Genomic DNA, 13192 nt, shown 5'->3' on the forward strand with positions numbered 1-13192 from the left:
GGCAATGTAGCTCAGTTGGTTAGAGCATCGCATTCATAATGCGAGGGTCGCAGGTTCGAGTCCCGCCATTGCCACCATCTCCGGTACAGGGGTATCGCCAAGCGGTAAGGCACTGGATTCTGATTCCAGCATGCGCAGGTTCGAATCCTGCTACCCCTGCCACCTATTCTCTGTTTTTAACACCTCCGCTTTGTTCTAAGATGTGGGTTAGTACCAACATCAGCCCCCGGAGAGTGCATGAGCAGCTCAGACCATATTCTCTCGGCTCTGGCCGGCCAGCATCCTGAAGACAAAAGCAGCCGTAACATCAACATCCTGTTTGCCCACTGTGACAACGCGCGCATGGAACAGCTGTTGACCAACCTGCGTGCGGCGCATTTTGCCCCTCGCGGTCAGGCCGTACACAGCCTTGAGGAGCTTAAGCACTGTCTGGAGATGCGTACCTGGGATATCCTGCTGGTGCACACTCGGCCAGGCGCCTCCAGCGGGCTGAATATCGAAGAAAGCCAGCAGTGGCTCAAGCAACAGGGGCGTGACCTGCCCTGCATCCTGCTGCACCCTTCGGACGAAACGACCGACCCGGTGCATTGGCTATCTCTGGGCGTGGATGCCGTTGTTGATGCACACAATGAGCCCTGGTTGATGCTCGCTCTTGAACGCACCTATCAGCAGCTACAGCATCGGCGCGAGCTGCGCAGCGCCCAGACCGAGCTGCAACAACTGACCGAGCGCAACCACCTCCTGACAGAAGGCTCCAGCACGGCCATCTGCTACCTGCGAGACAACACCCTTGTGTATGCCAATCCAGCATGCGTGCGTTTACTGGGCTATGACAGCGCCAAGCGCTTGCTGGGCCATCGCCTGGGAGCACTGGTCGCCCCCCACCAGTCGGACCGGTTGAGCGAATGCCTGCATCAGGCTCAGGAGGCGATCCCCGGTGAGGCGGTCCAATTGACCTTCTACCGACCTGACCAAACCATGTTTGAAGGTTGCGTCAGTGCCAGCCGATCCGAATATGAGGGCAGCCCTTGTCTGATTGTCGATATCAGACAGCCGGAGAGCGAAGCAGAGGCGTTTCAGTACATTGACCCGACTACGGGCCTTCGTAACCACAAAGCCAGCTTACAGGCGCTCGAGACAGCCTGTGCGCGTGCCCGCCGAGGCGGACAGGACCGCAGCCTGCTGCTGTTGCGCCTTGACCACCTCGATGTGATTCGCTCTGAGGTCGGCATTGATGGTGAAGGGTTGATTCTGCGTGCCATCGCCCGGACGCTGAAACAGACAGTCAACCCGGCGCACGAGCTGGGGCGTCTTGATGACGACAGCTTCATTGTCTTGATGCAGAACTCGGACCCCAACAAGGCCCTGAATCTGGGACAGGCACTCTGTCACGCCATTCGCAACCATGTTTGTAGTGTCGCCAACACCTCGATCCACACCACCGTTTCCATCGGCATTGTGATGATCAACGACAGTGCACCACCGCCTGCGACGCTGCTGGAGCATGCGCATGAAGCCGCAGACAGCCTGCATCAGGGCAACCGGCCCGGGAATGGCGTTCAGCTCTACAGCCCTGACCAGGGCGAAATATCGCAGCTGGACGGCAAGATGAACCGCCGCCTCGCAAATGCACTGAGGCTCAACCGTTTCAGGCTGCTTTACCAGCCGGTTGTTCCGTTGCGGTTGGAGCCTCCTGCAGCCTGTTACGAAGTCTTGCTGCGCCTGATGAGTGACAGCAACAAGGCGATTTCACCCAACGCCTTTATCATTCAGACCATCGAGCCTGACATTCTTCGTGAGCTGGATCGCTGGGTCGTCAAGCACGCCCTAAGTGCTCTGCAGGCACCGGAAATTGCCGATCAGCATATTGCCCTCTTCATCAATCTGTCAGGCCCCTCCATCCGCTGCAATGAGCTGCCGGAGTGGCTGGCCGAAACACTGACTCAAACCACCGTTGCCCCTTCACAGCTGGTCTTCCAGATCAGTGAAAGCGATGCGGCCGTGGACCTGATGGCTGCACGGCGCTTTGTCCGGGCGATGAAGCAGCTGGGGTGCCGCACCTGCCTTAAACACTTTGGCAGCTCGCCCAACTCGGCTCATGTTCGCCGTGAGCTGGAGACTGAGTTCGTCAAGCTGGACAGCTCTTACATGCGAGATCTGCAAAACGACAGCCTGGATCTGGAAACGCTGGAAACTCTACTGGACCCATTGCGGGAGCAGAAACGCACCCTGATCGCGCCTCAGGTTGAAACCACACATGTAATTCCGGAGCTGTATACGGCAGGCATCCACCTGCTGCAGGGCCACTACCTGCAACCCCCGCGCGAGCAGATGGATTATGATTTCTTTAACGACCGGGACAGCTGACCCGGTCGTTACAGGCGGGATCAGACCAGTGTATCGCTGTCGCGATCGCGGAAGCCGATCAGATACAGAATGCCATCCAGCCCCAGAGTGCTGATGGCCTGCTTGGCGCTTTGACGCACCAGTGGCTTGGCTCTGAAGGCGATGCCCAGGCCCGCAATGGAGAGCATGGGCAGGTCGTTGGCACCGTCACCTACCGCGATGGTTTGCTCCAGACGCACGCCTTCCCGCTCGGCAATCTCTTTCAGCAGCTGGGCCTTGCGCTCGCCGTTTACGATCTGCCCGGTCACCTCACCGGTCACCTTGCCGTCTTGGATATCCAGTTCGTTGGCATACACATAATCGAAGCCCAGCTTGTCCTGCAGGAAGCGACCGAAGTAGGTGAAGCCGCCTGACAGAATGGCTGTTTTGAAGCCCATCGCCTTGAGGTGTGCAACCAGCTCAGCCGCCCCTTCGGTCAGGGGCAGGCGTTCGGCAATCTGCTCCAGTACGGAAGCATCCAGCCCCTTCAGCAGGGCGACACGACGGCGGAAGCTTTCATCGAAGTCGATCTCGCCGCGCATGGCCGATTCGGTAATCGCAACCACCTGATCGCCTACGCCGGCTTCTTTCGCCAGCTCGTCGATCACTTCCGCCTCGATCAGGGTGGAGTCCATGTCAAACACCACCAGACGGCGGTTACGGCGGTAGATGTCATCGCGCTGGAAGGCGATATCCACATCCAGGTCGCTGGCCGCCTTCAAAAACTCTTCACGCAGTGCAGCCGCGTCAGCCGGCATGCCACGCACTGAAAACTCCACACAGGCACGTGTTTTCGGACAGGTTTCCTGCTGCAGGGAGATACGGCCGGACAAACGGCTGATATTATCAATATTCAAGCCGTGATCGGCGGCGATACTGGTCACGCGCGCGATGTGCTCGGCCCGGATCTGACGCGCCAGCAGGGTGATAATGTGGCGAGACTTGCCCTGCCCTTCCACCCAGTGCTCGTAGGCCTCGCCCTCAACCGGCTCGAAACGGACCTGCATTTTCATTTCGTGCGCCTTGAACAGCAGATCACGCAGCAGCGGGGACGACTCAAGCTCCGTGGGCACCTGAATCAAGACGCCCAGTGACAGGGTGTTGTGGATAACCGCCTGGCCGATATCGAGGATGTTGATATGATAGCGAGCAAGAATTCCGGTGATCGCCGAGGTTACACCGGGCCGGTCATCACCGGAGACTGTCAGCAGGATGATTTCGTTCATCGCATCTTTCCGTTAAATAAAGCACCGCTGGCATCACCAGCCCTTGGCGCAGAGTATACCAGACCGCTCTGCCCACCGTATGCCCGCAGCCCGGAACCGAAGGGATTTTGCCCGTGGCCGAGAGCCTGATAACACTGCCCGACATGCCCGGCTGGGCACTGCTGAGCCTGATCGGCTTGATCGCACTGGCCGAGTCGCTGGCCTTTGTCGGCCTGGTACTGCCGGGCGTGGCGCTGCTGTTCGCACTGGGGTTTGCCGCCGGCAGCACCGACCAGACCCTGTCACTTTGCCTGTTACTGGCCTTTGTCGGCGCTGTGCTGGGCGATAGCCTGAGCTTCTGGCTGGGACGCCACAGCGCGCCCCGCATACGACAGTTGCGCTGGCTGCAGCAACACCCTGAATGGATCGAGCGTGGAGAACGTTTTTTCCAGCGCTGGGGTGCGCTCAGCATCATCATTGGTCGCTTTGTCGGCCCGCTGCGTCCCGTTATTCCCTTTGTCGCCGGCAGCTGCCGCCTGTCCCCCATTCGTTTCACCGCCTACAACCTCGCTTCCGCACTGGGCTGGGCACCCGCTTATCTGCTTCCCGGCTACCTGACCGGCCGTGGCCTGCACCAGCTCCCGGAGCATCTGACACCGCTGCTGTGGACAGGGGCAGCTCTCGCCTTCGCGCTGCTGGTGTGGCAGCAGATCCATCTACGCCTTCACCCTGAGGGCCCCCTGTACCGAAGGCTGTCCGAACGCATGCCGCCTGATTGGCCCCCGGGTCCCCTGTTGATGATGGCATCCGCCGCTGTGATGTTTCTGGCCTGCAGCCTGCTGAGCCTGAGCCCGGTTGGGGTCACCTTCAACACATTGACCCTGCCGCCATTGCAGCGCCTGGGTGAGCTGCTGCCCGCCCTCGCACTGACATTGACACTACCGGGTGATCTGCAATGGGCACTGGGGATGGCGCTCGCTACCAGTCTGTTTGGTAGCCTCGTCCTGCGGCAGTCGCAAGCCTGGGGCGTCTTTGCGGGAACCCTGCTGGTGGTAGGGCTGAATGTGGCGCTTAAGCACCTGTTTGCCATTGAGCGCCCCGTGGACGCGCCCCTGCATACCTTCAGCTTCCCCAGCGGACATGCCTCCGCTGCAGCCGCCTGGATCGCGCTAACAGGGGTCTGGTGGTCTCATAACCGCCCGCACGCCCTGCGGCACTGGAGCTACCTGCTGGCGGCAATCGCCATGCTGCTGATTGGCCTTTCGCGGACTTTGCTGGGGGTTCACTGGCCGCTGGATGTGCTGGCCGGGATAACGGAAGGCATTTTTGTAGCCGCCGGCTATCGGCTTTGGCTGTACCGCCGGCCGGCCGCGGCACCGGTCACAGGCAGGTGGCTACTGGCCTGCCTGCTTGCAACGCTGGTGTATGTGATGCTCAGGTTCGAGGCAGCAGCCGAGCTTTATCGGCTCGGCTGAGCCCGGCACCTGCCGGACTACTGCTTCTTGCGACGTGCACGGGGCGGATGCTTGGGCTTGTGAGCCTTTTTCCGCTTGTGCTTGGGAGTAGTGTGCTTGCCTTTCTTGTTGGAAGGGGCATCGCCGGGATGCCCTTCAGGCTTTTTTCCGCGCTTACTCCTGCGAGGCTTGCTGTCGCGCCCGTCCCCAATCTGGCCCTTGGCCAGCTTTTCACGCTGGGTCGGCTTTTTCCTGGGTTTTGAAGGTTCGGGCTCGCCCACCAGTTCAAAGTCGATCTTGCGCTCATCCAGATCGACACGCACCACCTGTACATCCAGCCGGTCGCCCAACTTGAAGACACGGCGGGTTCGGTCACCGATCAGGCGCTGCTTGGCCGCTTCAAAGTGGTAGTAGTCGCTGGGCAGTGCCGTAATGTGGATAAGTCCTTCCACATACAGGTCTTCCAGCTCCACAAACACACCAAAACCGGTCACGGCCGCAACAACACCGGAGAAGGTTTCGCCAATCTGACTCTGCATGTATTCACACTTGAGCCAGGCCACCACATCACGGGTTGCATCATCGGCACGGCGCTCGGTCATGGAGCAGTGCTCGCCCAGCACCAGCATCTGTTCGTTGGTGTATCCGTAATGGAAGCCCGCGTCCGCCTGAAACTTCTTCGGACGCTCAACCCCTTTCACTTTGGCCTCACCATGAATGGCGCCACGAATGGCACGGTGTACCAGCAGGTCCGGATAGCGGCGAATCGGCGAGGTAAAATGCGCGTAGGCGTTGTAGGCCAGACCAAAGTGCCCCAGGTTTTCCGGGCTGTACACCGCCTGCTGCATGGATCTCAGCATCATGGTCTGGATGATGTGCCGATCCGGGCGGCCCTCGATCGCCTCGGCCAGTTTGAGGTAATCCTTGGGCTCGGGGCTGTCGCCGCCAGGCAGGTTCAGACCCAGCTCACCGAGAAAGGCCCGCAGATTTTCCAGTTTCTGCTCCTTGGGTCCTTCATGGATACGGTACAGGGCCGGCTTGCCATACTTGGCCAGGAAGCGGGCCGTGGCCACGTTGGCGATCAGCATGCACTCTTCGATGATCTTGTGCGCATCGTTCCGGTGTACCGGTACGATCTCGTCGATCTTGCGCACCTGGTCAAATACGATGCGGGTTTCGACGGTTTCAAAGTCGATCGCGCCGCGCTCCTCGCGGGCCTTGCGCAGTGCCTTGTACAGGCCATGCAACTGATCAACGTGCTTGACCACTTCCGCATATTCGCCGCGCAGGCGCTCGCAATCCTCATTTTCGGGATCGAGCATGGCACCCACCTTAGTGTAGGTCAGGCGCGCCTTGGAGTTGATCACCGCTTCGTAGAACTTGTAGCCGGACAGCTTGCCGGCACGGCTTACGGTCATCTCACACACCATGGCCAGACGGTCAACCTTCGGGTTGAGCGAGCAAAGGCCATTGGAGAGCAGCTCCGGCAGCATGGGTACCACAAACTCGGGGAAGTATACCGAGTTGCCGCGCTTGACCGCCTCCTTGTCCAGCGGGGAGTCGGGCTTCACATAGTAGGACACATCCGCGATGGCGACCCAGAGGCGCCAGCCGCCGAAAGTTTTCTTCTCACAGTAGACCGCATCGTCAAAGTCCTTTGCGTCTTCGCCATCGATGGTTACGAACGGCATGTCGCGCAGGTCGAAGCGGTTCTGCTTGTCCTCGTCGCGCACTTCCGGTGTCAGCTCACCAATCTGCTGATGCACCTCTTCCGGAAATTCGTCGGGAATCTCGTAATTGTGGATGGCGACCTTGATCTCCATACCCGGTGCCATGCGGTCACCCAGTACTTCCACCACCCGAGCACGGGCCGGCTGCTTGCGTGTCGGATGTTGGATAATCTCCACCACCACCAGCTGGCCATCTTCATACTCAAGGCCTGTGGTCGGATCCGGAATCACCATCACCTGGTTGGTAATGCGCTGGTTTTCACAGATCAGGCTGCCAAAGCCGCCATGACCATCGAAACGCCCTACCAGCTTGGTGGTGCAGCGCTCCAGTACCTCGACGATCTTGCCTTCCTTGCGACCGCGCTGATCGATGCCGACCGGCTGTACCAGCACACGGTCGCCATCAAACACTTCACGCATGTTGCGCGGGCTCAGGAACAGATCATCTCCTCCTGCATCAGGCTTGAGGAAGCCGAAACCGTCGCGGTGACCAATCACGCGCCCCTGAATCAGGTCCATCTTGCGGATCAGGCCATACTCGCCCTTGCGGTTGGAGATCAGCTGGCCATCACGGCACATTGCGATCAAACGGCGGCGTACACCCTCAACACCATTTTCGTCATCAATGCCGAGCTCGCGGCACAGTGCCGGGTGGTTGATGGGGGCTCCCCACTTGTCGAGAAAGTTGAGCAGGAAATCACGGCTGGGAACAGGTTGTTCATACTTCTCAGCTTCCTGCTGAGCATTGGGATCTTTATCTTGCCAATTTTTAGTCATTCAGTATCCAATAAATATCTGTAACAGCCCTTAGACTGCCAGAGTCGACTTTCATTCAGAATAGTCGAGAAATTCTCAAAAAATAAAGCCGGCTGACGCCGGCTTTTCTCAATCAGGGCATTTCTTCGGCGTCTTCGCCTTCTTCCTTCTGCGGCGGCAGCAGATCTTCACGCGTGACGTTCATCATCAACAGCGCATTGGCAGCCACATAGATTGAGGAGTAGGTACCGATCAGTACGCCCACCAGCAACGCCATGGCGAAGCCGTGAATCATTTCTCCACCGAAGTAGAACAGTGCCACCAGCACCAGCAGGGTGGTGATGGAGGTCATCAGGGTTCGGCTCAGTGTCTGGCTCAACGAGGTGTTCATCACCTCTACGGAGTCGCCCTTGCGCATCACGCGGAAGTTTTCGCGGATACGGTCATAGACCACGATGGTATCGTTGAGCGAGTAGCCGATAACGGCCAGCACCGCTGCCAGTACCGTCAGGTCGAACTCCACCTGCAGCAGCGAGAAGAAACCGAGCACAACCAGCACGTCGTGTATCAGCGCCACGACAGCACCGACGGAGAACTTGAGCTGGAAGCGGAACGCCAAGTACACCATGATCATGAAGAGCGCCAGCAGCATGCCCAGACCGCCCTGCTCACGCAGTTCTTCGCCGACCTGAGAGCCGACGAATTCATTGCGTCGCAACTCCAGATTCTGATCGGAACCGCTCTGCAGCGCCTGCAGCACCTTGTCGCCCAGTTTGGGATCATGATCCGCCTGCAGGCGGATCAGCACGTCACGCGGCGACCCGAAGGTCTGCACGGTCACGTCTTCAAAGCCTGCGCCCTGAAGCTGAGTGCGAACCCGCTCCAGGTCGGCCGCTTCTTCATAGCCGATTTCCACCAGGCTGCCACCGGTAAAGTCGAGGCCGAACTTGAGCCCGTTGACCGCCAGAGAGCCGATGGAAATCAGCATCAGAACGAGGGAGAACGCCAGCGCCAGCTTGCGAACACCCATGAAATTATAGATTTTGCCTGTTGCCATGGGTTTCTCCTCAGATCATCACTTTCTTCAGCGTACGACCGCCATACACCAGATTGACCAGTGCACGGGTGACCAGCAGCGCCGTGAACATGGAGGTCAGAATGCCCACCGACAGAGTGACGGCAAAGCCCTTGACCGGCCCGGTCCCCATGGCAAACAGAATGACCGCCGCAATCAGCGTCGTCACGTTCGCATCCAGAATCGTGGTGAAGGCACGGGCGAAGCCGCCATGGATGGCCGACTGAATGGGTTGCCCGTTGCGCATCTCTTCCTTGATACGCTCAAATATCAATACGTTGGCGTCCACGGCCATCCCCACGGTCAGAACGATACCGGCAATACCCGGCAGCGTGAGCGTAGCGGACAGCAGCGACATGACGGCTACCAGCAGCACCAGATTCAGCGTCAGTGCCACGTTGGCCAGCAGACCAAAGACCTTGTAGTAGATCAGCATGAAGGCCAGTACCAGCGCAAAACCGATCTGCACCGACAGGGTGCCCAGCTCGATGTTTTCTGCACCCAGGCTTGGACCAACGGTACGCTCTTCCACAAAGTAGATCGGCGCGGCCAGCGCACCGGCACGCAGCAGCAGTGCCAGCTCCGAAGACTCCTGTGCACTATCCAGGCCGGTAATACGGAACGAGTTGCCCAGGGTGCTCTGAATGGTGGCCAGGGAGATAATGCCCTTTTCGGTGTACGGGATGCGTTTTTCCACCCGTTCACCATCGATGGTCTGCACCAGCGTGCGCTGCTTGTGCTCAACGAAAATCACCGCCATGCGGCGCTGAATGGCGTTGCGCGTCACACGGCTCATCATCTGGCCGCCCTTGGCATCCAGTGTGATGGATACCTGCGGCATGCCATTTTCATCAAACGCAGCCTGCGCATTGGACACGCTGGAGCCGGTGATGATCACGTCCTTTTCCAGCGTTGCCGTGCGGTCGGGGTTATCGCGGAAGCCATACACCTCGGTGCTGGTACGGCTGGCATCCGGTCCGGCCTCAAGGCGGAACTCCAGATTCGCGGTCTTGCCGATGATACGCTTGGCGGCTGCCGCATCCTGTACACCGGGCAGCTGCACCACGATACGGTTGCGGCCCTGGCGCTGTACCAGCGGCTCGGCCACACCCAGCTCGTTGACACGGTTACGCAGCGTGGTCAGGTTCTGCTTGATGGCGTAGTCTTCGATCTCGCGGATGGTCTGCTCGGTCAGGTTGACGTACAGCCAGGCTTCGCCATCCACATCCTGGCTATCGACCAGAAATTCCTGGTAGGTTCGCAGCAACAGGCTGGAAGCTTCGTCACGTGTTTCGGCGTCGATAAAGCGGATCGCCAGACGGCCATCTTCCAGATGGTCTACCGTCCGGTAGCGCAGGCGCTCGTCACGCAGCTTGCTTTTGATCTCGCTGACATATACGTCCAGACGCTGACCGACCGCCTGGGCCATATCGACCTCCAGCAGGAAGTGAACACCGCCACGCAGGTCAAGGCCCAGCTTCATGGGACCGGCGCCGATACTGCTCAACCACTCAGGCGTTGTGGGCGCCAGGTTCAGCGCTACCACATAGCCATTCCCCAGTTGATCCGCGATCGCTTCCTTGGCCGCAAGCTGGGCATCAGAGCTGCTCAGACGCACCAGAGCGACCCCGTCCGCTTGCATTTCGGTGCCTTTCACCTCCACGCCGGACGCCTTCAGTGCCGACTCGATCTGGCCCAGAGTGTCGGCGGTCACCTCGGTGGTACGGGTACCGGACACCTGAACGGCGTAATCATCGGGATACAGGTTTGGGGCTGCATAGATACCGGCGATCACCAGCACCAGCAGGATCATCAGATTTTTCCACAGGGGGTAGCGGTTGAGCATCGTGCTCGGTCCTCACCAAAAACAAAAGCGCCACCTGAGTCAGTGGCGCTGGATCACACGGATGGGGGATCAGATACTTTTGATCGTGCCCTTCGGCAGTTCGGCAGCGACGTGCGCTTTCTGGAACTTCAGTTCAGTGCCTTCAGACACTTCCAGCACCACGTAGTCGTCGTTCAGACGCACAACCTTGCCGATCACGCCGCCGGCGGTGATCACTTCGTCGCCCTTGGCCAGGTTGGCGAGCAGGTTTTTATGCTCTTTTGCACGCTTGGCCTGAGGACGCCACATGAAGAAGTAGAAGATCAGACCGAAACCGACCAGAAACAGGATGTTGAACATGCCCGGATCCATTGCGCCCGCAGGGGCTTCAGCGGCCAGTGCCGGAGAGATGAAAAAGCTCATTCAGGTTGTACTCCCGATTGCATTGAAAAGTATTCGTTTCACGCCGTCAGCGGCGGCGTTTCCTGCCCGCGCTGACGATAGAATTCGTCTACAAAGTCGCTCAATTTACCCTGTTCAATAGCGTTGCGCAAACCAGCCATCAGCTCCTGATAATAGTGCAGGTTGTGGATGGTATTGAGCTGCGCTCCAAGGATCTCCTTGCACTTGTCCAGATGGTGCAAATAGGCGCGACTGAAGTTCTGACAGGTATAACAGCTACAGGTTTCATCCACCGGCGCGGTATTGGTCTTGTTGGCCGAATTGCGGATTTTCACGATGCCGTTACGGGTAAACAGAAAACCGTTGCGCGCATTGCGTGTCGGCATGACGCAGTCGAACATGTCCACGCCACGGCGCACACCTTCAACCAGATCCTCCGGTTTGCCCACGCCCATCAGGTAACGCGGCTTGTCTTCCGGCATTTTCCAGGCCAGATGATCCAGAATCCGGGTCATATCCTCTTTCGGTTCGCCCACCGACAGGCCGCCAATGGCATAGCCATCAAAGCCGATCTCGGTCAGGCCTGCCAGCGATTCGTCGCGCAGGTCTTCGTACATGCCACCCTGAATGATACCGAACAGGGCCGACGGACTGTCGCCGTGCGCATCCTTGGAGCGCTTGGCCCAGCGCATGGAAAGACGCATGGAGTCAGCCGCTTCCTGGTGCGTCGCCGGATACGGCGTACATTCGTCAAAGATCATGACGATGTCCGAACCCAGCTCACGCTGCACCTGCATGGAGCTTTCCGGCGTCATCAGCACCTTGCTGCCGTTCACCGGTGACTGGAAGGTAACGCCTTCCTCCGTGATCTTGCGCATCTTGCCCAGACTGAACACCTGAAAGCCGCCGGAGTCCGTCAGGATAGGCCCCTTCCACTGCATGAAGTCATGCAGATCACCGTGCTGCTGGACGATCTCGGTGCCCGGACGCAGCATCAGATGAAAGGTATTACCCAGAATGATCTGGGCGCCGGTCGCTTCGATGTCACGCGGGGTCATCCCCTTCACCGTGCCATACGTCCCCACCGGCATGAAAGCCGGGGTTTCCACCACCCCGCGCGGAAATATCAGGCGGCCACGGCGCGCCTTGCCTTCCTGCGTCAGGGTCTCAAACTGCATGAAACATTCTTTTCTCACACTGACTCCTCATCCGCCGCATCGCGACGGGTCAGAAACATGGCATCGCCGTAGCTGAAGAAACGATAACGCTCGGCAACCGCGTCTGCATAGGCATCCATAATCGCCTTGTGCCCGGAGAAGGCGCTCACCAGCATCAGCAGGGTCGACTCCGGCAGGTGGAAATTGGTGATCAATGCCTCCACCGTGCGATAGCGATAGCCCGGATAGATAAAGATGTCGGTATCGCCATAGAACGGCTGGATTTCACCGGACTGGCTGGCCGTTTCCAGACAGCGGACACTGGTGGTACCCACCGCAATCACGCGGTTACCCCGCGCCTGTGCCGCACGCACGGCCGCACAGGCCTCATCGGACACCTCGATGTACTCGGCGTGCATGTGGTGGTCCTGGATGTTATCCACCTTCACCGGCTGGAAGGTGCCGGCCCCGACATGCAGGGTGACGAAGGTCTGCTCAACCCCCATCGCCTTGAGCGTTTCCAGCAGCGGCTGGTCAAAATGAAGTCCGGCCGTAGGCGCCGCAACGGCTCCGGGTTTGCGGTTGTACACCGTCTGGTAACGCTCGCGGTCCGACAGCTGGTCTTCGCGCTTCATGTAAGGCGGCAGCGGCATATGGCCGTGCTCTTCCAGTGCGCTGACCAGGTGGCCGTCCAGATTGGTGAAACGCACCTCGAACAGGTTCTCCTGACGTCCGGTGACCTCGGCTTCCAGGCCACCTTCCAGTGTCAGCACCGTGCCCGGCTTGGGCGAACGGCTGGAACGGATATGCGCCAGCGCTTCGGTATCCGAAGTCACGCGCTCAATCAGCATCTCGACCTTGCCGCCACTGGCTTTCTGGCCGAACAGCCGCGCCGGAATCACTCGCGTATCGTTGAACACCAGCAGATCACCGGGCTCGAGCATTGAAGGCAGATCGGCAAAATGACGGTGCTCACGCTGACCGGTGTTACCGTCGACGCACAGCAGCCGGCTGGCACTGCGCTGCTCCAGAGGGTAGCGCGCAATCAGCTCCTCCGGGAGATCGAAGTAGAAATCTTTTACCTGCATGAATTTACAACTGGCAACCTGTTGGAAAACGCCAATTCTAACCGAGCCACGGCTTTTTTTCAGTCTTGATTGACGAATCAGGCAGGACAAATATAATATGCGCCTTCACTGACGC

The 13192-nt window shown here is 59.1% G+C and carries 9 protein-coding genes and 2 tRNA genes; 4 read left to right on the forward strand and 7 right to left on the reverse strand.

What is annotated here, in order from left to right; genetic code table 11:
* The 3 genes from H9C73_RS13925 to H9C73_RS13935 all read left to right on the forward strand — a co-directional run bounded on the left by H9C73_RS13925 (nucleotide 1) and on the right by H9C73_RS13935 (nucleotide 2367).
* A tRNA-Met gene (locus H9C73_RS13925) sits at nucleotides 1–77 on the forward strand.
* A gap of 10 nt (nucleotides 78–87) precedes the next feature.
* A tRNA-Gln gene (locus H9C73_RS13930) sits at nucleotides 88–162 on the forward strand.
* Nucleotides 163–237: 75 nt separating this feature from the next.
* Nucleotides 238–2367, forward strand: coding sequence for an EAL domain-containing protein (locus H9C73_RS13935; protein WP_209288511.1), 2130 nt, complete (start codon nucleotides 238–240; stop codon nucleotides 2365–2367).
* Between the two features lie 20 nt (nucleotides 2368–2387).
* Here the strand turns inward: H9C73_RS13935 and serB are convergent, their stop codons facing one another.
* A complete protein-coding gene (gene serB, locus H9C73_RS13940) occupies nucleotides 2388–3611 on the reverse strand; it encodes a phosphoserine phosphatase SerB (RefSeq protein ID WP_209288512.1) in 1224 nt (407 codons plus the stop codon).
* Between the two features lie 113 nt (nucleotides 3612–3724).
* Here serB and H9C73_RS13945 point away from each other — a divergent pair, with 113 nt between their 5' ends.
* On the forward strand, nucleotides 3725–5065 hold the full coding sequence (locus H9C73_RS13945) for a VTT domain-containing protein (RefSeq protein ID WP_209288513.1): 1341 nt from the start codon (nucleotides 3725–3727) through the stop codon (nucleotides 5063–5065).
* Between the two features lie 17 nt (nucleotides 5066–5082).
* On the opposite strand, the gene rnr is transcribed toward H9C73_RS13945, so the two are convergent.
* From rnr to queA, 6 genes are all read right to left on the reverse strand, one after another.
* Complete coding sequence (gene rnr, locus H9C73_RS13950; RefSeq protein ID WP_209288514.1) at nucleotides 5083–7551, reverse strand: ribonuclease R; 2469 nt, start codon at nucleotides 7549–7551, stop codon at nucleotides 5083–5085.
* A gap of 112 nt (nucleotides 7552–7663) precedes the next feature.
* Complete coding sequence (gene secF / locus H9C73_RS13955) at nucleotides 7664–8587, reverse strand: protein translocase subunit SecF (RefSeq protein ID WP_209288515.1); 924 nt, start codon at nucleotides 8585–8587, stop codon at nucleotides 7664–7666.
* 10 nt (nucleotides 8588–8597) lie between these two features.
* Entirely contained in the window at nucleotides 8598–10451 is a 1854-nt protein-coding gene (secD, locus tag H9C73_RS13960) for a protein translocase subunit SecD (protein WP_209288516.1), read from the reverse strand.
* A gap of 69 nt (nucleotides 10452–10520) precedes the next feature.
* The gene (gene yajC / locus H9C73_RS13965) at nucleotides 10521–10853 is read right to left on the reverse strand and encodes a preprotein translocase subunit YajC (RefSeq protein WP_209288517.1); all 333 of its coding nucleotides are present in this window, start codon (nucleotides 10851–10853) and stop codon (nucleotides 10521–10523) included.
* 38 nt (nucleotides 10854–10891) lie between these two features.
* Entirely contained in the window at nucleotides 10892–12010 is a 1119-nt protein-coding gene (gene tgt / locus H9C73_RS13970; protein WP_209288518.1) for a tRNA guanosine(34) transglycosylase Tgt, read from the reverse strand.
* Between the two features lie 14 nt (nucleotides 12011–12024).
* The gene (queA, locus tag H9C73_RS13975) at nucleotides 12025–13077 is read right to left on the reverse strand and encodes a tRNA preQ1(34) S-adenosylmethionine ribosyltransferase-isomerase QueA (RefSeq protein WP_209288519.1); all 1053 of its coding nucleotides are present in this window, start codon (nucleotides 13075–13077) and stop codon (nucleotides 12025–12027) included.
* Nucleotides 13078–13192 lie beyond the last annotated feature (115 nt).

Origin of the sequence: Marinobacterium alkalitolerans (assembly GCF_017776525.1) — a bacterium.
GTDB classification, from domain to species: domain Bacteria; phylum Pseudomonadota; class Gammaproteobacteria; order Pseudomonadales; family Balneatricaceae; genus Marinobacterium; species Marinobacterium alkalitolerans.

Excerpts from the sequence above, each read along its gene's own strand:
- tgt (WP_209288518.1), bottom strand. The coding sequence starts at position 12,010 with ATGCAGTTTGAGACCCTGACGCAGGAAGGCAAGGCGCGCCGTGGCCGC.
- rnr (WP_209288514.1), bottom strand. The coding sequence starts at position 7,551 with ATGACTAAAAATTGGCAAGATAAAGATCCCAATGCTCAGCAGGAAGCT.
- secD (WP_209288516.1), bottom strand. The coding sequence starts at position 10,451 with ATGCTCAACCGCTACCCCCTGTGGAAAAATCTGATGATCCTGCTGGTG.
- serB (WP_209288512.1), bottom strand. The coding sequence starts at position 3,611 with ATGAACGAAATCATCCTGCTGACAGTCTCCGGTGATGACCGGCCCGGT.
- yajC (WP_209288517.1), bottom strand. The coding sequence starts at position 10,853 with ATGAGCTTTTTCATCTCTCCGGCACTGGCCGCTGAAGCCCCTGCGGGC.
- queA (WP_209288519.1), bottom strand. The coding sequence starts at position 13,077 with ATGCAGGTAAAAGATTTCTACTTCGATCTCCCGGAGGAGCTGATTGCG.
- H9C73_RS13935 (WP_209288511.1), top strand. The coding sequence starts at position 238 with ATGAGCAGCTCAGACCATATTCTCTCGGCTCTGGCCGGCCAGCATCCT.
- secF (WP_209288515.1), bottom strand. The coding sequence starts at position 8,587 with ATGGCAACAGGCAAAATCTATAATTTCATGGGTGTTCGCAAGCTGGCG.